The organism is Lysinibacillus sp. G4S2 (assembly GCF_030348505.1).
Classification (GTDB): Bacteria; Bacillota; Bacilli; order Bacillales_A; family Planococcaceae; genus Lysinibacillus.
The window spans coordinates 1,488,059-1,508,612 of sequence record NZ_JAUCFJ010000002.1; the positions used below are offsets into that span (position 1 = coordinate 1,488,059).

Consider the following 20,554-nt stretch of genomic DNA (forward strand, 5'->3'; position numbering starts at 1 on the left):
GAGAAAATGACTATGGAAAACATCATTTGTGCTTGTGGTCATAGTAACCCATATGGCACGAAGCTTTGTGAGAAATGTGGTCGTCCTTTAACTGAGGAAGGTAAAGAAACAAAAGTTGTAGATATGCGCTACGACGGAACGGCTATTCGTTCAAAAACGTATAATAAAACAGTCATCGATAAAATTTGGAATTTTTTCTCGAGTGTCAAAGTGGGAATTGCCCTCATTATTATAACGTTAGTCGCTGCGTCAATTGGAACAATTCTACCTCAAGAAATTTATGTAAATGCTCCAGAAGCTAACAAAGCAGAGTATTATGAGAAAGTGTATGGTTGGTTTGGTAAAGTCTACAATAGTTTAGGACTTTCAGATTTGTACAGTACTGCGTGGTTCCAGGTTTTGGTAGGTATGCTTGGGATCTCTATTATTGTTGCGAGTTTAGACCGTGGTATACCATTGCATAAATCTCTGAAAAATCAACGCGTTAAACGTCATGAAAGTTTCATGAAACGTCAACGGATCGTTGCAGAAGGACAAGTGCAAAACCCTGACGCAACATTAGATAAAGTTGAGCAAAAAATGACTCAATTAAAATATAATGTTCGTCGTGATGGAAGTGCACTTTTAGCAGAACGTGGCCGTTTTGCTCGATATGGCCCATACATAAATCATGTCGGTCTAATTATCTTTTTAGCAGGTGTTATGTTGCGTTTAGTACCTGGCTTTTATGTGGATGAGACGATGTGGATCCGTGAAGGTGAGACACGAGCTATACCAGGTATGGACGGCTATTTTATTAAAAATAACGAATTTATTTTGGAAACTCATGACAATAAGCCACAAGGCGAGCAAGTGGCCCAAGGTGTTAATGTTGTGGCGAAAAACTTTCAAACAGACGTTACATTATACAAACAACCTGAGGGTGCTATCCCTGGAGATTTAGAAAACCTTGAAAAAGTGAGAGATTACTCGATTCGTGTAAATCATCCATTAAAAGAAGATGGTTTTGCGTTATATCAAATGAATTATCGCCAGAACGAATTGAAGCAGATGAATTTTAATTTGGTGAATAAAGGAAATGAAGAAGAATCACTTGGTCAAGTTGAAATTGATTTAACGAATCCTAAAAAAGAATATGATTTAGGAAATGGTTCTTCAGTAGAAATTCTTGTTTATACACCAGATTTTGCTGGTTTTGAAAATGGAGAACCACAGACGAAAACATCAACACCAAATAATCCAGCATTTTTATTTAGAATGAAAACACCAGAAACGCCAAAAGGTGAAGTAAGTTTTGTAGAAATCATGAAGCCACCGCTTGAACCACTAGGTGAAAACAAATATAGAATGAAATTTGCTGGTGCAGAAACACGTGATTTGGCAAACTTTACAGTTCGTAAAGATAGTACGGTACCGATTTTATTTTTAGGTGGTATTATTTTCATGATCGGTGTAGTAATCGGTTCTTATTGGAACCACCGACGATTATGGATACAAGTGGAGCCAGATGGTCGAGTGTTGATGGCTGCCCATGTAAATAAAAATATGTTTAGTATGAAAAAGGATTTAGATGCCGTTACTTCATTTGCTGAATTACCACAATATGAAGATCAATTAGAACAGCCTGAAGACGCCGATAAGTCCAAAAAGCGCGGCAATAAGAAAAAGGAAGGTGACAGCACCTTATGAGTTTGATTGATATAAGCGGAAACCTGTTATTTGCAGCATTTATAGCTTATTTAGTAGCAACATTATTATTTGGTGGTTCGATAAAGCAATCGAATGCTACAGGCAAAAATACTGATAAATGGGGCAAGCTTGCAATTATTGTTACAATTATTGGTTTCCTAGCGCAGCTTGGTTATTTTATTACTCGTTGGATTTATACAGGGCATGCACCCGTTAGTAATATGTTCGAATTTACCACTGCGTTCGGGATGTTCATCGTAGCGGCTTTCATCCTAATTTATTTTATTTATCGACTGACAGCACTTGGTTTGATAGCGTTACCAGTTGCGTTACTGATTATCGCTTACGCAGCAATGTTCCCAACTGAAGTAACTCCATTAGTTCCATCATTACAAAGTTACTGGCTAACGATTCATGTTATTACAGCTGCTTTAGGTCAATCGATTTTAGCGATTAGTGCTGTAGCAGGACTGATTTATTTATTAAAAGTAGTTGATTTGAAAAAGCCTTCTAAACAACGTTTTTGGTTAGAAGCAGTAATGTTTTTCCTAGTGGTAGTAATTGGTTTCGTAGTCGCTACTTTAACTTTTAGTGCAATGGACTACGAATCAAAATATACTTATGTTGATAAAGAAGGTATGGAACGTGAAATTACCTACAACATGCCGCCACTATTTGGGATGAATGAATATAAGGCAGTAGAAGAGCATGGTATGTCTCCATTAGTAGAAATGCCAGGGCTCATTAATGCAAAGAAATTAACAACTGTTGCCTGGTCATTATTAGTAGGTGCAATCCTATACTTGTTAATTCGTTTAATTACTCGACGTCGAATTAGTGAGATTTTCCAACCATTTGTCAAACGAGTAAATCTACAATTAGTAGATGAAATTGGTTACCGTTCAGTGATCATTGGTTTCCCAGTATTTACGTTAGGGGCCTTAATCTTTGCAATGATTTGGGCACAACTTGCGTGGAGTCGTTTCTGGGGATGGGATCCTAAAGAAGTGTGGGCACTTATTACGTGGTTATTCTACGCAGCGTTCCTACATTTACGTTTATCAAAAGGCTGGGAAGGTGAAAAATCTGCCTGGTTAGCATTAATTGGTTTCGGAATTATTCTGTTTAACTTAATTGCTGTTAACTTGATTATTGCAGGTTTACACTCATACGCTGCAAGCTAAACTGAGATGAATCCGTTTCAAAAAAACTGATTAATTTGAGCACATATGAGATTTTTTACGTCGCTAGTAATTAGAAAGAAAGCCTTCTTGCTGTGGCAAGAAGGCTTTCTTTTCTTTTCAATATGTGCTGTACCATGTACAATAGAGGGTAGAGAAAGATTAGAAGAGAGGGATCGTGAAAGTGTCAGAAAATATTTCAGTATTAGTAGTAGATGACGAGGATCGTATTCGACGCTTATTAAAAATGTATTTAGAGCGAGAAGGATACCTTGTTGACGAAGCAGAAAATGGTGAACAAGCGATCGAAAAATCTTTAGAAAAAGAGTATCACTGTATTTTATTAGATATTATGATGCCTGAAAAAGACGGGCTTGAAGTATGTGCGGAAATTCGTGAACGAGCAGCAACACCAATTATTTTATTAACTGCAAAAGGCGAGGAAGCGAATCGTGTACAAGGCTTCGAGCTTGGAGCGGATGATTATATTGTAAAACCATTTAGTCCTCGTGAGGTTGTCTTACGTGTGAAAGCAATATTACGTCGTTCACAAGCATTCTCACCTTCGACAAATGCATCTTCATCAAAAGATTTAGTTGTGTTCCAACATTTAATGATTGATCATGATGCGCATCGTGTAACAGCAGAAGGTATCGAGGTAAATTTAACGCCTAAAGAGTATGAATTACTTTATTTCCTAGCAAAATCGCCAGACAAAGTATTTGACCGTGAACAATTACTAAAAGAAGTTTGGCATTATGATTTCTTCGGAGATTTACGTACAGTTGACACACATGTAAAACGTTTACGCGAAAAGCTCAACCGTGTATCTGAAAACGCTGCAAAGATGATTGTTACTGTATGGGGCGTTGGCTACAAATTTGAGGTTGTTAATGAATAGAATATGGAATAGTGTTGTCGGGAAGCTATGGGTAACCATATTGCTTCTCGTTTCATTTGTATTATTTGTTTTCACGGTTCTAATGCTCGAGTTTCTTCAAAATTACCATATGCAGCAAGTAGAGGGCTCCTTGCGTCAAACAGCAGCAACCGTTGCAAGTATAGTAGATGATAATGAAACAGCAGAGTCGACTTCGGAATTATTAAAAGATATTTTACCAGAAAGTACGAATGCCCTTATTGCAATCAACCATGACAAAGTATCGTTTTCGTTGCAGGAAGGTGTAAATAAAAAAGAAATACAAGATACGATATTAGCTAATAAATCTTTCCACGAAATTTTTCAATCCGATGAACCAATCATTAAAGAAATGATGATGCCGTCTTCCACAGACAAAGATACTATGGAATCATATGTCGTACTTGGTTTCCCATTAAATGTAGAAAATACAGTGCACGGAGCGGTCTTTATTTATCAAAGTCCAGATGCACTACATAAAACATCGAAAGAAACGACGAAAATTGTCATTTTATCTGCTGTCATTGCCTTTGTTCTTACGACATTTTTCGCCTTTTTCCTATCATCACGAATTACGTCACCATTGCGTAAAATGCGTGAATTGGCGTTTGAAATTGCTAAAGGGAATTTTGAAGCGAAAATGCCAACAACACAAAATGATGAAATAGGCCAGCTTGCTGTTGCCTTTAATCAAATGGGACGACAATTGAAACACAATCTAGAAGTGATCAATCAAGAAAATGAACAGTTATCAAATATTTTAACATCGATGACAGATGCGGTCATTACGTTTAATCGTGATCGTACAATACTATTAAGCAACCCACCAGCAGAGCGTTTGATGCAAGAATGGTTTGTTAATAAAGGCTCGCAAAGTGCTAAACCAATCCCGCCAGAGCTATATCATATGCTGGATCATGTACTGATGTTTGAGGATAAGCTTGAAGAAGAAATTGAAATGGATGGAAGTTACTATACATTTACGATTAGCCCTCTTTATAGTGGGGAATCGATACGTGGAGCTGTTGCAGTTATTCGTGATATGACAGAGCAACATCGCTTAGAAAAACTACGTTCGGACTTTATTGCCAATGTGTCTCATGAATTACGGACGCCGATTTCGATGCTTCAGGGCTATTCAGAGGCCTTAATGGATGATGATTTTATTCAGGATCAAGAAGAACGAAATGAGATTACAAAAATTATTTATGATGAATCAAAACGTATGGGACGCCTCGTAACAGATTTGTTAGATCTTGCGCGTATGGAATCTGGCCATATGACTCTTTACAAGGATGAGCTCCCAATTAATTCAACATTTGAACGAATTACTCAAAAATTTGCACAGGTTGCCAAAGAGAAGCATATACGTCTAATGTTTAACAGTGAATTTAATAACGAAGCTACGATTAGTATGGATGAGGATCGGATTGAACAAGTGTTAACGAATTTAATTGATAATGCTCTCCGTCATACTACTGAGGGGTCGGTAAAAGTTAAGGTTGAGCAGGAGCCAACCTTTGCCAAAATATCTGTTCAGGATACAGGGCATGGTATCCCGCAAGAGGACTTGCCATATGTCTTTGAACGTTTCTATAAAGCAGATAAGGCACGTACGCGTTCCAAAGGTGGAACTGGCCTAGGTTTAGCTATTGCTAGAAATATTGTTAAGGCACATTCAGGCACTATTATGGTAGATAGTGAGCTGAAAGTGGGAACTACCTTCACGTTTTATTTACCATTCGATTAAAGCATCACTACTAACTTATTTCAGTCGGTGTCCAAACCCCACTGAAATAGGGGAACTCAGTCTAAGAACGCTACGCCCTGAGGCAATTTATCTGTGCGAAAGCGAAGCGACAGCCATACACGACTGAGTGACCAACATCATGTTGCTGTCGCTACGTTAGCACTGCGTTTTCGCACAAAAAAACATCTGTTGGCCTAAAGTCTCTGGCCATGTCATGCAATCGGAAAGGAGTTTCACATAGGATGTTAGCCTAAAAATCATCGCATCCATGCTATAACGGCTAACTGACCTGCCTCGTGCAGGCCTAAGTACAAAGTCGATTCCGGATGCAATTATGCCGAGGCGAAATTGATGAAGTGGTATTAATTGGATGTAACTTCTGTGAACATTTAGACGACAAATATAATAGAACGGGGGTGGAGTGCTTTGAATGACTCCGTGTTCCATCGACTATACGATGCATACCATCAAGACGTGTTCCAGTTTCTTATTTATTTAGTAAAAAACCGTACACTTGCTGAGGATTTAGCGCACGAAGTATATGTTCGCGTATTACGCTCGTATGATCAATTTGCCGGAAATAGCAGTGAAAAGACATGGCTTTTTGCAATTGCTAAAAATGTCGCGATTGATCATTTTAGAAAGCAGGCTGTACGCCAAAAACATTCACTCGATTTTTTTGATTGGGAAACGGAACAGCTACATTCAACCACACCATCACCCGAAGATATACTGCAAGCTAGTGATGAATTTATGCAGGTACAATCCGCACTTGAAAACTGTACAGGTGACCAAAAAATGGTCATTATTATGCGCTACTTTCAAGATTTATCGATTGCAGAAACAGCGCAAATACTTGATTGGACAGAAGCGAAGGTAAAAACCACTCAGCATCGTGCCATAAAATTTTTAAGGCAACAGCTACAACAGGTTAGAGAACAGGAGGCGAAATGGCAATGACACATAGTCAATTTGATGATGACCAACTTGAACATGTATTAAATAATGCCCCTAAGCTTTCTGACCGCCGTTCGAAAGAAGAAGTTTTAAATCGATTATTGGCAGATCCTCGCTTACAGGAAAATATCCATCTTCAAAAAGCCATACAACAACCGATAGATGCTGAAATAATAACCAATGAGCAACAACACAGTACCGATACGCAACAAGCAAGTGCCGAGACCGAGATAGCAAAAAAGAAAGTACGTAAATGGCCAATCTTGCTGAGTGTTGCAGCTGTTTTTGCTCTAACATTACTTGTAGGCTCTATGTCTATGGATAATAAAGATGCAAAAATGGATCAAGCTTATGCTCCTGATACTTTTCAATTTTCTGCAATCCAGGATAATCGTGCTACAAAAAGCTTTGAAGACTATGACAATTTTATAGAATCTGAAATTGTAGCAAAATATTCACGTATCATGTCTCTACGATCATCTGTTTATCAGAAAGATTTAACAAATGCAGTGGTGTTTCACATTGGTTTGGCAAATCGTGATAAGGAAAATGCACCAATGACTTATACCACTCCGAACGAAAGAGTAGCTACTGATATTAGGGAAAAGAAGCCTGCAACATCACAAATGTATGAAGAGTATGCACAAAAAATTGATGAGGGATCAAAGGGCTTTACTAATCATCAGCCATACAAAGGAGAATTGAGGGAGAAGGACGATAAACTTGTTCATGTATTGCCGAAAGAAGATGGCTATGATGTTGCTTCTGCGGATAAAAGCGAATACGCTGAAACAGTACAAGATACATTCCCAGACTCAGAATATAAAGACATTGATACTGAAAAATCAGAGGGTACAGCTAATGAGTCTCCTCAAGAAGAAGGAGAGCAAAATAAGTCTATTGCAGTAACAAAATCAACTCATTTATCACCTGATTCTAACAAAACTTATTCCACTGTAACAGAAGCTCTTATCGATATGGGAAATAAAAAGAATGATGGATACGTTCCGGTAGTTCCTGAAAATGTGACATACACTGTAGAAGAAATAGCTGAAGGTGTTGTCGTTACATTTAATGAGCCGCTTGATTTAACAACAATGGATGCGGTTCGTGCAACTCAATTAATTGAAGCAATGATGCGCACTGCTGCAAGCTTTGATAAACAAGTACGTCTAGACAATGTTGTACAGGAGAGCTGGGATGGATTTGATTTGAAAAATTTCTTACCAAAGCCTGTAGGAGCCAATAAATAATATATGCCATAAATTGCATAACATTGACCGGATCACCAAAAGTTGTGGAATATATTTATTAAAAACATATGTCGTGTAAACTTCAACAAATAGATGAACGAAATTTAATAAATAATTTTTAGGAGCATTCTCGTAGCTATATGTGCGAGAATGCTTCTGTCTTTTTTATGAGCTACTCATCTGAAGCTTTGGATGATGCTTGTTAAAAAAGTATTCCATGTGTGGTTTTAAAATAAAGTTTGATCTTAAAGTTTGATAAGAAATCTTGTTAGTTAAAGCTTCTTAGGCGCTACATGGATGGCTAACTGGTGCGTTAATTAAAGATCATTGAGTTGCATAGGCAGCTCTTTTTTTCTTTATTGAACAAATGGGGCAGGTTAGTCAAACAAAGGGATTATTTTTTATAAACTACGTTGTGACGCATAAAATATACATTGAAACGATGTAGGGTTAATAATTAATAATTTTTAACAACCGGTGCAAGAGTTGCTGAACAAACATGATATTGGCAACTCTTTTTCTTATTAGAGTAAGTTTTATTAACCTATCAAGGCATAAATTACAAAAAAAGGTATTTGCGATTTTGTGTAGAATTGGTATATATAGGGCTATATATTTAATTTTTATAGCCGAAAATCAAGGAAGGGGTGACATATTGAAAATGATAGAATTTCAAAATAGCATGCTAATGAGAGGGATTACTTCTTAACTAAGGTTTAATCCTCTCAAAGGTAATGGGAGGAAAAATAAAAGATGATGGATTTAGGAAGCATGGTAAGAGGAGTAGCTTCTGATGCAGTCGCTCAGAGTCTCGTTCAATTCTGGGAATATGACGAGGGAACTTTGGAGTTGTGGCGTGCAAGTTCAAACTTTGTGTATGCTTTTGAACGTAATCAAGTTCAATATTTTTTGAGATTGAGTTTTGAACAGGATAAATCTATTGAACAAATAAAAGCTGAGTTAGAGTTTATGCAATATTTACAATTAAATGGATTTCCATCGGTAACACCAATTCAATCAATAAGTGGAGAACTGATTGAAACACTAAAAACACCAGAAGGAACGTTTATTGCTGTTGTCTTTAGTGCAGCAAACGGAATCAATTTGGATGCCGATACAATTACTGCAAAACAGATGGAGGAATGGGGAAAATCACTTGCCTCTCTTCATTTTTTGTCAAAAACTTTTGAGCCAGAGTCTGAAAGAAGAAAGAGTTGGCTGGACACAGTACAATTCATGGACGGTGTATTTAAAAAGCATCCAGGAGAACAAATAGCCCTTCAAGAGCTAAGTAGAGTGACGAATTGGCTTCAATCGTTACCTACTAATAAAGATGTGTTCGGATTGATACACTATGATTTTCAATTGGATAATATCTTTTTTGAAGAGGATAAGGACCAAAGCTTCAATGTAATAGACTTTGATGATGCAATATATCACTGGTATGCACTTGATATTGTAACAGCACTTGATGATTTAATTGACGATGACAATCCTCATTCAAAATTACTGCTTCAATCTTTCTTGATCGGATACCGTTCCAAAATGGATTTAGAAAATGATGTAGTGGCTCAATTTCCGCAGTTTCAAAGATATGCAAACTTATATAAGTTCTCCAAAATATTAAAGTCTTTGGATTATGCTGAAATAAATGAAACGCCATCTTGGTTTGTTGGATTGAGGGGTAAATTAGTTCGTGTTGCAGATGAATTAAGACAAAGCTTTCAAAAACAATGGTAAAAGGATAACAGGAAATAAATAAGGGGCTGGGACATAACTAGTCAAAACCTTAAAAAGCGCCAGAAATCAATTTTATAAACGTTGATTTCTCGCGTTTTTTTGATGTGAATTTTTTAAATTTTGCTTTGAAAATATACTTATGTCCCAGCTTCCTTTATTTTTTTCTAAGCAGTGTATCTCCAAGAGGGATTCCAACCACAACAACCAAAACCGTTAGAATTACCAGGGCTCTAAAAATAAAATACGCAACTTGATCGAACATCGTATCTCTCCTTCTTTTCTTAATAATTCCTACCTTATATTCTGTAATTATCCAGCTCCTATTGAAGAGTCAAACAAAACTAATAAAGCACAAAATCATTTGTGCTTTTTATAATATAGTTTACGTCATTACAACGTATGTATGCAGTCATCCCTTTTTAAATTTTGTGATCTTCAACAAGAGGGCACAATTCTTGAAAATGAATTGTGCCTTTTTCAGCAATCGGGCCATTTAATGGAATAATATTACCAAGCAAAACTAGATTTCTATGTTAATATTAGTATTTGATTATAAAAAATACTAAACCTAGGTGATAGTGGGAGAGATTGAGATGATTTATATGAAGAAAGCAATGACACTTCTGGCTTTCATTTTTATTGGTATTTTTATGATAGGCTCTTTTCCTTCGATTACAAGTGCTTGTTCGTGTGCATATTTACCAAGTGTAGAAGAAGAATTTGAACGTTCAAAAGCCGTATTTAGTGGGAAAGTTGTTGATATAAAAGAGAGACTAAGTTTAAAAGGATATACAACTAAATCAGTTCTTTTTGAGGTAACGAACACCTGGAAGGGTGTTGAACAATCACAAATTATCATTACTACTGGTCAAGGTGGTGGAGATTGTGGATATAATTTTATAAAAGGAGAAGAATATTTGGTTTATGCTGACGAATCAAATATGTACGGGGCAAAATCACTTGTATCAGTCATTTGTAATCGTACTGATATGTTGAGTTCTTCTCAGGAGGATTTGGAGATACTTGGAGAAGGACAGCCCCCGATTGAAGAAGTTAATTTAAGTGGTAAATATTATAGAAATCATATATATATTTGGGCTACAGTTGCAATAGCTATTGGCATTGTTGTGTTTTACAATTTAAATAAAAGAAAAAGGTTGGATTAGTGGTTGGATAAATGGTTATTGTAGAAAGAATTTTTGAACATTGCGATTAATGTTGATGATTTTACTGCTGTATATGGTAGCGACTTCTCGCTTTATATGGCATGGTTACGTATAGCTCTACTTGCAATTATTACTTTAATCTCTGGAATTAAGTTATTTAGTAAATAGAGAAAATTATCGTTATTCTTCTGAAGACATATTCCATTATCGAGCGCAATTCTTAAAGATGAACTGTGCCTTTTTCAGCAATGGGGCCAGATTGTTTAATAACATTCTTAAAAAAACTTTACTAACATTTGTTGAAATATTTCCTTTAGCTTTTTTATTTAAGTAGTGAGTTGTATTTATATAGTAAAATGTCATATGTAATTTAAGCGGGGTATGAAGAAATTTTTATTGACAAAATAATTTTTTTCTGTAAAATGAAAGACAATTCAAAAATATTTGTATAGAACAAAGGCTATGAAAAGAAATAGTATCAATTATTTTTACGAACAGAAAGTTACCGGTTGATGAGAGGTGCATGTAAAACGATTGAGAATTCATCTTGGAGCTGTGTACCGAAAAGATCATTCTAAGTAGGCTACGCCGGTAAGCACCCGTAATCATGTGCGAGAGTATCGTCAAATGATCGTACTTCTTAAGGTAAGTAATGTGAATTGCTTATAAATTAAAGGTGGTAACACGAGTTGAATCGTCCTTTTGGTTAATCCAAAAGGGCGTTTTTTTATTCCTTTTTTGAGCAAAGTATTTGAAAATCTAAACGTATTAGGAGCAAGACATTATGAAAGAAAATCATCAAGATTCACAGCTAAAGCGCGGATTAAGTACTCGTCACATGCAATTAATTGCACTTGGCGGATCCATTGGGGTCGGCTTGTTTTATGGCTCTAGTTCAACAATTCAAATGGCTGGGCCATCTATTTTACTAGCTTATTTAATTGGCGGATTAGTTATTTTCACAATTATGCGTGCGTTAGGCGAAATGGCAGTAGAGGAACCTGTATCAGGCTCGTTCAGTACGTACGCGAATAAATATTTAGGACGCTTTGCTGGGTTCTTATCTGGTTGGACGTATTGGTTCATGTGGATTGTCGTTGGCATGGCAGAATTAACAGTAGTCGGTGTATACATTAACTACTGGTTCCCTGATATTCCACAATGGGTAACTGCCCTTGTAGTACTTATTATTATGACGCTTGTAAACTTAGCAAATGTAAAAGCTTACGGAGAATTCGAGTTCTGGTTTGCGATGATTAAAGTTGTTGCGATTATCGGTATGATCGTTATAGGATTAGCCATTATTTTCTTCGGTGTTGGCAACCACGGTGAAGCAATTGGCTTCGATAATTTATGGGCACACGGTGGATTCATGCCAAACGGTTTCCATGGTATTTTAATGTCACTAGTATTAGTTATGTTCTCATTCGGTGGGGTTGAATTAGTTGGTATTTCTGCAGGAGAAGCAGAAAATCCTAGCAAGTCAATTCCTTCAGCTATTAACAGCATCGTTTGGCGTATTTTAATTTTCTACATTGGTGCATTAGGCGTTATGATGGTTATTTATCCTTGGAATGAAGTTGGTTCAGAAGGTAGCCCGTTCGTTCAAATTTTCGATCACGTCGGCATCCCTGCTGCGGCTCATATTATTAACTTTGTTGTAATTACAGCAGCAATGTCTGCATTTAATAGTGGTTTATACGGTTCAGGACGTATGTTACACAACTTATCAGTACAAAAAAATGGTCCAAAATATTTTAAAACAGTAAGCAAAAACGGTAGTCCGCGTAGAGGGATTTTATTTTCTTCAGCGGTGTTATTAATTGCGGTTGTCTTAAACTATGTAGTACCTGAAAAAGTGTTCATCTATATTTCTGCTGTTGCGACTGTTGCAGTCATTACAAGCTGGATGATTATTTTATTAGCACAATTGAAATTTAGAAAGTCAAAAACGAAAGAGGAAGTAGCCGAACTGAAATTCAAAATTCCGCTTTATCCACTTTCTACGTATATTGCCATTGCATTTTTATTAATGGTTATTGTGTTAATGGCGTTTATTCCAGAAATGCGTGTTGCCCTATATGTCGCACCAGTTTGGTTTTTAATCTTATTTGTTGGATACAAAGTAATAATTGTTAAAAAGTAGTTAAATCATTTCATTTAACTGATACTTCTTCAACGAAGACATATATTAAAAAGTCCTTTTGGTTAACTCGATTGGTTACACCTATCTCAAGATTAATAATTTTTATACACTAGTAAACGTTAATAACGTTCCCAAATGAAAGTTTGGAAAGAAACCAAAATCCAAGAAATGCTGTTAAACCAACATTTCTTGGATTTTCCTTTGAATATTGTCTATACAGCTTTTTATGCAAATATATAAACATGGCTACAATAGTACTTTTCAAAATTATTCAGAGTGTGTTATTTGAATGAAAACCTGTAAATTTGAAGCTTTAAACCTGTATTTTTTAATTGCTTTAGTTGAAAACGATCTTCCGCAATCGGGCGCTTTCACCGAATAAGAATTGCTCCCTTTTTGTTTTTAAGGGCCATTTAATTTAAAGAAGAATGGTATTATCAGTTCATATGTTAGTCGTAAATCGAAGGAGCGAAGTCTGTTTGGAACAAAATAAAAAATTTAAAAATACTATTGAAACTGAAGAAGAATTACGTTCAATTATTGGATTTCCGAGTGAGTTAGTAATAAGAAAGGTGATTACAGATTTAGACCATCATTGCTATGATTTTATTTCTAAGTCGCCTTTTTTAGTGATTTCAACTTCTGATAATCTAGGTTTCTGTGATGTTTCACCAAGAGGGGATATGCCTGGCTTTGTTCGTGTACTAGATAATAAGCATTTAATTATTCCAGAAAGACCAGGAAACAAAAGATTAGATTCTATGCGTAATATTTTATTAAATCCGAAAGTGGGTCTTTTATTTTTTATTCCGGGATTAGGGGAAACACTCAGAGTTAACGGCAAGGCTTGTTTGGTAAAAGATGATGAACTACTTGAAAAGATGGCTGTTAAAGGACAAAAACCTATTGTAGGTATTGGAGTGGAAGTAGAGGAATGTTTCATACATTGTGCAAAAGCTTTTAAGAGGTCAAAATTATGGGAACCGTCCTCTTGGGCTAATAAGGAAACATTACCATCAGCTGCTAAAATTTTATTTGAACACGCTAAGATTCCAAACTCTAGTGTTGATATAATTGCTGAAAGACTTCAGGAAAGTTATACAAAAAGACTTTATTGAAAAGGTGTTTTTCTTAATCAATGCTCAGCAATGATCTTCAACAAACGGACGCTATTGTTCAATAATTAGGTTTTAAAATTAAATAACTTTATTGTCTTTTTTACATTATCTTTATCAGTAGGATCATCTATAATACATCCATCAGTATTGTTCTGGAGCCATTTTATTTAGTATCGCCTGCTTGCCTATCAGGGATTTGAAAGAAGAAGAAGGTTTTTTATTCATGTAAGGGTAATTAGTTGAATGATTTCTTGAGTCGATTCTTACAAAATAAGGTTTTTCTGTTAAGCTAAGAGTAAAAAACTAAGAGGTGATTAAATGGGTACCTGGGGAAAAGGGATATTTGATGATGATATTACTTGTGAGGTGAGAGATGTTTTTATTGATTATTTGGAAGAAGGAAAAACCGTTGAGGAAGCAACTCAAATAATCTTAGAAGAATATTCGGATGAATTTAGTATTGATGATGACCAGGAAGTAATGTCTTTAGTATATATCGGTTTAGCAGCAATACAACTAGAGAGAAAATGTCTTCAAGAACAAGTATGTAACAATGCTATTGGTTTAATCGAACGTGGTGCAGATCTTGAACTTTGGGAAGAAGCAGATCAAAAAGGTTATGAAGAACGGAAAAGAGTATTGAGTGAGTTTAAACAAAAGCTACTTAATTATAAGTTATAAGGACTGTCGATAGACGGTCTTTTTTTATACCTTTAAGTGTCGCAATTCAAGAGTTGTGGATTGGATTCTTCTTCAACTCCCGCGATACTAACCTCAAAAGAACTTATTCATCTTTCATTTTCTGTGATGAAGTGCTGATTTTTGCGCTTTATGGATTGCTAACGGACAGATTAGTGGAGGAATAATGAATGGAGTAAAGAATTTAATTGTATATGAGGAGGGAAAGTTAATGAGTAAAAATTTACAGCCTTTTTCTATTGTGTTTTTGGGAATATGTATTGTTTTAAGTTCATGGCTAATTTCCCAATCTTTAATAACCAATCATGAAGGTATTAAAGAGACTGATAACGAACAAAATAGATATGATTTTATCACAATAACATCCGATTACTTTATCATTTTTGATAAACAAAAAGGGGAGTATTGGATGAAAATTGGTTCTTCCGATTGGGAAAAACAGCCATCTTTTTCTAATTTAACAGAATAGCTTTTTCTGTTGGATTATTATATGAAAATGTGCATTACTTTTTTGTTCAACAAACGTCAAAAAAATTGCAAGAATGAGATGTTAGCTTGTTAAATGAAGTTTTTCTGTTTTGTTATTAAATAAGGATAGAAAGGCATTTTCTAATCGAACTTCATTCCAAAGCTACACGATGTAAATAAGATGATTGGAATAGAGGCTCGCGATAAATCATAGCGTCACAGATCAGACCTTGGAGCAAGCCGGAAGAGGGATAGAAAGTAATCCTGAGTTAGGTGTTGAGCCAGTTTATGGGTCAAAACATACAAGTTTAATCGGGATTTTTTAAGCAAAGCTATTTACTTTTTCCTAATAATTCATTATAGTAAAGTTATACAACAAAAAAATATTGATTCATCTTCGGGGCAGGGTGAAAATCCCGACCGGCGGTAATGGAGTTGTAAATCGCTAATGTTATTGTTAAAATACATTGGCTCGAATGATTTACTAAAGACTCTTCAGCCCGCGACCTGTGCAAATAGTTTTTTGCATGGCTGACTTGGTGCAATTCCAAGGCCGACAGTTACAGTCTGGATGGGAGAAGATGGAGGTACGATCGTCATTCATTATTATGAATTTAGCTAAGTACGAGCGTTTTTTCAATGTGTCTTCACACAGCGCTTGCTCGAAAATAGCTAATTAATGGCGTCTTTTAATCATGCCTATTCTCCCTTATGCTCTTTTGGCATAAGGGTTTTTTCATGATAATAATTGATGAGGTCGTCACCTTTCTTCTTGCGAGATTGAATCAGCAAAGAGGAGAGAGTTTTCAATGAAGAAAAATGTGAAACTTCAATCGTTTATAACGATTGGTATGCTGAGCAGTATTTCGTTTTTATTAATGCTTTTTAATTTCCCAATTCCGCCATTCCCGGCGTTTTTGGAGGTAGATTTTAGTGATATGCCAGCATTGCTTGCTGCGATTACAATGGGACCAGTAGCTGGTATTTTAGTAGAATTCTTTAAAAATGTGTTGGACTGGATTTTCTCAGGCACGCCAACAGGAGTACCGGTAGGACATATCGCAAACTTTACAACAGGTATTTTATTTATATTACCAGTTAGCTTTATTTTTAATCGCTTCAAAACAGTTAAAGGGCTTGTCAGTGGTTTAGCTGCTGGAACAATCGTTATGGCAGTAGGTATGAGCCTTCTAAACTATGCAGTATTTTTACCAATGTACACTTACTTTTTAGGTATGGAACCTGTTGTAGGTGATTCACTATATAAAATGATTGTAGCTGGAATCTTGCCATTTAATATTGTGAAAGGTATTTTAATAACGGTCATTATGGCGTTACTATTCACAACGATGCGTAAATGGATTAATAATCAGCGTTCTATGTATATGAGTTAATTTCGTGAAAAAAAGTATGATTTAGGATAGTGTTCAAGTAAAGACACCTTATTGGACTGTTAAGTCTAGGAGGTGTTTTTTGTTGCTTAAATTTGCAATTGCAGATTTTTCAGAGGAAAAAGAGTTGCAGAATTTAAGCAAAAATACATTAGATGGATATAGAATGTTTTTTCGTGAATTCAAACGCTGGTCGACTGAAAATGAGGTATTAGATGCTTCAGATGTCACACATGCCCATATTAAAAGTTACTTATTATATTGTAAAAATGAACGAGGGAATAATCCAACTACGATTAATGTTAAGCTAAAAAATCTCAATAACTTTTTCAACCACTTATTGGATAACGAGTATATTAAATCTAATCCGTGCAAAAAAGTAAAACGTCAAGAAACTGACTATCGTATCGAAGTATTCAAAGATTCGCATATTCAACAAATGCTTTCCTATTACAGAAGGTTGAGAAGAAAGGATCATGAATACACGGCATACAGAAATCACACTATTATTATCTTATTGCTCGGTACTGGCATTAGAATTGGAGAATTAAGAGGGATTAAGTGGTCAGATATTGATGAACAACATTTTCAGTTATATATATTTGGGAAAAATAGAAGGCAGGAAACAGTGCCATTAACAGATAAGGTTATTGATGAGTTAAACGAGTTAAAGGTTTTTTGTACTCGCTACTTTAAAGAATTGCCAGAATACGTCTTTGTTAATAGAGATGGCTCTCAAATGGCTTATGACTCAACTAAAAGCGTGTTTAAACGTCTGCAAATAGCTATGAACTTTAAAGATGTTAGATTGTCGGCTCATACGTTTGCTCATCGATTTTTAGTTAATGGAGGAGACGTATTCACGTTACAAAAGATTCTCGGAATCGCCCACGTTTAATATGACCTTTGTCTTTCTGTCATCAACTAATACCACCATTTTTATTACAATGAAATTCTACTTCTATGATATGAGAAGAAGTAACACCGTTTTGTGAGTATTTTCCACCCACAGTAATTAGAAAAGTACGCCCACCTTCTACCATTGAATAATCGTATCCTGTTTGTATCCAATTACCGCTACCATTTTCAATTTGCGAAGAAATAGAGTTCATAGCTGAGAACAACTGTCTACCATCAGGTGTATTGGAATTTAACTGTGTTTCAAAAGAACCTTTAAAACTAATAATCGCTACATTTGAACTTGTATGTAATTCCACTGACTTAGGCACAATAGTTGGAGGATAAGCTTCGTTGTTTTTTGAAACTATAAATGAAGCATCTACTCTTTCTTTTAATATCTTTTCAAAATCCTTAACTTCAACCCAATATTCCTCTAAAAACTTAGATATAGGCTCTATAATAAAGTCTTCATTATATTCTGCATTAACTTTCTCTACAAGAGAAATATATTCCTTGTAATACTTTTCTTTTTGTTCTTGTGTTAAGTCTAAAGGAGTTGGTGGTACAACTACTTTGTCAATATTAGATAACTTTTTATTTTCTACTGTTTGTCCATCAGTTAAAGGTTCTGATGGTTCTACATTTTCTACTTTTTCATTTACACAGCCTGATAATAAGACAGTTCCAAGTAAAACTCCTGCAAATATATAATTTTTCAACATCTTCACCTCACGTAAATTAATTTAATGACAGAATAATTAGTTATTTTGTTGATTGTATCATATTTACAAATATTGGTGAATACATGTGAGGAAACATTTATGTATATTCATTAACTTTGTGAGAATGAGCTAGCTGAGTAGCAAGCTCTTAGAAGCCTTTAACGAGCCTGTGACCGTTGATAGTGAAGTGGGGGAATCATTTACACAGGCTGTTTGAATGGAGCTACAAAGCCATATGTTGGGTTTTGGGAGCGCTTGAGGAAGCATAACCAAAGGACTTGCATTTATGAAATTTAATCATAAACACAAGTTCTATTCTTATTGAAGGATAGCCCCCGTTAGCCATTCATGTAGCGCAAAAACCAGCGCTACATCACAGAAAATGAAAGATGATTAAGTTCTTTCATGGGAGTTGAAGAAACGTATTTACTTAAATTCATTTGCAAATGCACCATTTTCGTTATGCAAGAAATATCTTCTATCATTAACCACATTATGGTAATCGATTTCTAAAAAATATGTTGCTTTACTTAGAACGTCATAAAAGAAAGGAACAAACTCCAAATCTTTAAAAACATAAACTTCTATTTGTTCGTCATTATTTCTATATGCTTCAAATATACGATGGTTTCCATTGATACAATAAGGTTTGTTGTTGGTTAAAAATCGACTCTGAAGTACCATTACAGGATTTTTATGATTGGGTTTTATTCGATTTGGGTCTTTATTTATGTTACCTTGGTCAACAGCTTCAATTATATTCGATGGAGAAATCTTTATGGGTTTAATGTTTTTTTCTTTTATAAATGTAGTAGCCCCGTCTATGTCTAAGGTATACTCAAATACACCAGTCGTGAACTCTGCATATAACGAGAATGTCTCCTGACCAATTGGATGTATCACTGGGTAAGTTTCATATACAAGAGTTTGGTTTAAAATATCAGTCCATTTTGAGGCAACTTCAGCCCCATAGCTGGATTCTTTCCGTATTACTTGAATGCGTGAAATAAAGTGTTTAAAAGGTTTGAATTCCTGAGACTCTTTTTCGTATAATTCTATTTTACTTATCATTTAATATCCTCTTTGCTACTTTTATATTTAGAGTAACCCTCTTCAACTCTTGAGCCCCGTTAGCCATCCATGAAGCGCCAAAAATCAACACTTCACCACAGAAAATGAAAGATGATTACGTTCTTTCATGGGAGTTTAAGTACAATGTTTCACAAATTGATAACTTCCTTGGAATTTAATACAACAAAAAGGTTCTAAAACCAAAGCCTTTTTAGTTAAATTTACCTTTTAAATCCACCTTCTGAATGAATAATCTGACCTGTAATCCAATCTGCTTCATCGCTCACTAGAAATTTAATAGTTTTTGCAACATCTCTCGGTTTTCCTATTCTACCGAAAGGAAACATCGGTTTTAATTCATTTTTTATTTCTTCTGTCATCCAACCTGTATCAGTTGGACCTGGATTTAATGCATTAACCGTTATTCCTAAAGGGGCTAGTTCAGCTGACAACGTAATAGTTAAAGCATCAACTGCACCTTTTGTTGTTGCATATGCTAATTCGCCAGGCATTGGTCCTTGAAACTGACCTGAAGTAATATTGACTATTCTTCCACCTGATTTCTTATCAAACCTTTGAGCAAATCTACTACTTAATAGTGTCGTTGCACGCACATTTACCATGTAATGTTTATCTAATTCTTCGGCAGTTAAATTAGAAAAATCGTTGTTGGTTGAGTATGCTGCGTTATTAATCAAGATATCAGGACTACCAAGTTGTTCAGAAACTTTATTTATAAGTTGTTCAGGTGCATCATGTTGAGTTAAATCCAACTCCATAAATGATACCTTAATACCTTTTTTTATTAATTCTTCTTTTAATTTAACGGGTTCATCTAATTCAATGCTCCAAGGCATTTTTTTATCATATTCCGTCCAATAAGTAAAAAATATATGATAACCCGAATCAGCTAACTCCTTACAAATAGCAGCTCCTATCCCTTTCAGACGGCTTACACCCGTAACAATCGCAACTTTCCCTTTTAATTGGTCCATTATCATCTCTCCTATAACTAATATTACTTTACCATGATTGACCAAATTACTTATTGAACTAAACTGTCCGTTCGTTCAATAACTGAATAATCAGTCGTTTGGTATAGTTTAACACGTTTACAAATATTGGTGTATGGAAGAGTGAGCTTATAAAGCAAGTTATGAAGAGATTGCGGTAGCACATCACTAAGCTGATGTGCATTGTTAAGTCCAGAATAGCCCTCAGACGAATCGAGGATTAGATAGACATACACTTGGTTGCCTAGATTGCTCTCAGGTTGGTATTCAGAGATACACCTTCCTCAAATGAAGTGCTGTGCTAATAGAGTGTTTGCTACAAACCCTATGAGCAACGATAGCAACCGTAGTACCACTTATAAGCATATAAT

General features: G+C 35.4%; 18 protein-coding genes, 1 riboswitch and 1 other annotated feature. Of the genes, 15 read left to right on the forward strand and 3 right to left on the reverse strand.

What is annotated here, in order from left to right:
• The first annotated feature begins 12 nt into the window (after window positions 1-12).
• The 15 genes from resB to QUF91_RS07640 all read left to right on the forward strand — a co-directional run bounded on the left by resB (window position 13) and on the right by QUF91_RS07640 (window position 17,375).
• Window positions 13-1,689 (forward strand): cytochrome c biogenesis protein ResB, encoded by a 1,677-nt coding sequence (gene resB, locus QUF91_RS07570; protein WP_285394896.1) that lies wholly within the window; start codon window positions 13-15, stop codon window positions 1,687-1,689.
• Entirely contained in the window at window positions 1,686-2,873 is a 1,188-nt protein-coding gene (gene ccsB, locus QUF91_RS07575; RefSeq protein WP_285394894.1) for a c-type cytochrome biogenesis protein CcsB, read from the forward strand. The genes resB and ccsB overlap by 4 nt, the downstream gene beginning before the upstream one ends.
• 181 nt (window positions 2,874-3,054) lie before the next feature.
• Window positions 3,055-3,771, forward strand: a complete 717-nt coding sequence (locus QUF91_RS07580) for a response regulator transcription factor (protein ID WP_049668637.1) — start codon at window positions 3,055-3,057, stop codon at window positions 3,769-3,771.
• Window positions 3,764-5,539 carry an ATP-binding protein gene (locus QUF91_RS07585; RefSeq protein ID WP_289417325.1) on the forward strand — a complete coding sequence of 592 codons (1,776 nt, stop codon included), beginning with the start codon at window positions 3,764-3,766 and terminating at the stop codon, window positions 5,537-5,539. Before QUF91_RS07580 ends, QUF91_RS07585 begins: the two co-directional genes overlap by 8 nt.
• A 426-nt stretch (window positions 5,540-5,965) precedes the next feature.
• Window positions 5,966-6,499, forward strand: coding sequence for an RNA polymerase sigma factor SigX (sigX, locus tag QUF91_RS07590; RefSeq protein ID WP_483308080.1), 534 nt, complete (start codon window positions 5,966-5,968; stop codon window positions 6,497-6,499).
• Window positions 6,496-7,749 carry an RNA polymerase subunit sigma gene (locus tag QUF91_RS07595; RefSeq protein WP_289417327.1) on the forward strand — a complete coding sequence of 418 codons (1,254 nt, stop codon included), beginning with the start codon at window positions 6,496-6,498 and terminating at the stop codon, window positions 7,747-7,749. The genes sigX and QUF91_RS07595 overlap by 4 nt, the downstream gene beginning before the upstream one ends.
• A gap of 753 nt (window positions 7,750-8,502) precedes the next feature.
• Entirely contained in the window at window positions 8,503-9,489 is a 987-nt protein-coding gene (locus tag QUF91_RS07600; RefSeq protein ID WP_289417329.1) for a phosphotransferase enzyme family protein, read from the forward strand.
• 593 nt (window positions 9,490-10,082) lie between these two features.
• Window positions 10,083-10,655 (forward strand): hypothetical protein, encoded by a 573-nt coding sequence (locus QUF91_RS07605; protein ID WP_289417330.1) that lies wholly within the window; start codon window positions 10,083-10,085, stop codon window positions 10,653-10,655.
• A gap of 33 nt (window positions 10,656-10,688) precedes the next feature.
• Window positions 10,689-10,823, forward strand: coding sequence for a hypothetical protein (locus QUF91_RS07610; protein ID WP_289417331.1), 135 nt, complete (start codon window positions 10,689-10,691; stop codon window positions 10,821-10,823).
• A gap of 285 nt (window positions 10,824-11,108) precedes the next feature.
• Window positions 11,109-11,360, forward strand: a binding site (T-box leader).
• A gap of 79 nt (window positions 11,361-11,439) precedes the next feature.
• Window positions 11,440-12,801: an amino acid permease gene (locus tag QUF91_RS07615; protein ID WP_289417332.1), complete on the forward strand. Its 1,362-nt coding sequence runs from the start codon at window positions 11,440-11,442 to the stop codon at window positions 12,799-12,801.
• A gap of 446 nt (window positions 12,802-13,247) precedes the next feature.
• Window positions 13,248-13,919, forward strand: coding sequence for a pyridoxamine 5'-phosphate oxidase family protein (locus QUF91_RS07620; RefSeq protein ID WP_285394884.1), 672 nt, complete (start codon window positions 13,248-13,250; stop codon window positions 13,917-13,919).
• 318 nt (window positions 13,920-14,237) lie between these two features.
• The gene (locus QUF91_RS07625) at window positions 14,238-14,600 is read left to right on the forward strand and encodes a MarR family transcriptional regulator (protein ID WP_289417335.1); all 363 of its coding nucleotides are present in this window, start codon (window positions 14,238-14,240) and stop codon (window positions 14,598-14,600) included.
• A gap of 229 nt (window positions 14,601-14,829) precedes the next feature.
• Window positions 14,830-15,087: a hypothetical protein gene (locus QUF91_RS07630; RefSeq protein ID WP_285394882.1), complete on the forward strand. Its 258-nt coding sequence runs from the start codon at window positions 14,830-14,832 to the stop codon at window positions 15,085-15,087.
• Between the two features lie 388 nt (window positions 15,088-15,475).
• Window positions 15,476-15,673: riboswitch (FMN riboswitch) on the forward strand.
• Between the two features lie 222 nt (window positions 15,674-15,895).
• Complete coding sequence (locus QUF91_RS07635; protein WP_285394880.1) at window positions 15,896-16,480, forward strand: ECF transporter S component; 585 nt, start codon at window positions 15,896-15,898, stop codon at window positions 16,478-16,480.
• A gap of 82 nt (window positions 16,481-16,562) precedes the next feature.
• Complete coding sequence (locus tag QUF91_RS07640) at window positions 16,563-17,375, forward strand: tyrosine-type recombinase/integrase (protein ID WP_289417337.1); 813 nt, start codon at window positions 16,563-16,565, stop codon at window positions 17,373-17,375.
• 22 nt (window positions 17,376-17,397) lie between these two features.
• Here QUF91_RS07640 and QUF91_RS07645 read toward each other — a convergent pair whose 3' ends face one another.
• The 3 genes from QUF91_RS07645 to QUF91_RS07655 all read right to left on the reverse strand — a co-directional run bounded on the left by QUF91_RS07645 (window position 17,398) and on the right by QUF91_RS07655 (window position 20,165).
• Window positions 17,398-18,096 (reverse strand): hypothetical protein, encoded by a 699-nt coding sequence (locus QUF91_RS07645; RefSeq protein WP_289417339.1) that lies wholly within the window; start codon window positions 18,094-18,096, stop codon window positions 17,398-17,400.
• Window positions 18,097-18,525: 429 nt separating this feature from the next.
• Window positions 18,526-19,170 carry a hypothetical protein gene (locus tag QUF91_RS07650; RefSeq protein WP_289417340.1) on the reverse strand — a complete coding sequence of 215 codons (645 nt, stop codon included), beginning with the start codon at window positions 19,168-19,170 and terminating at the stop codon, window positions 18,526-18,528.
• Between the two features lie 221 nt (window positions 19,171-19,391).
• Entirely contained in the window at window positions 19,392-20,165 is a 774-nt protein-coding gene (locus QUF91_RS07655; RefSeq protein WP_289417341.1) for an SDR family oxidoreductase, read from the reverse strand.
• Window positions 20,166-20,554: the final 389 nt, after the last annotated feature.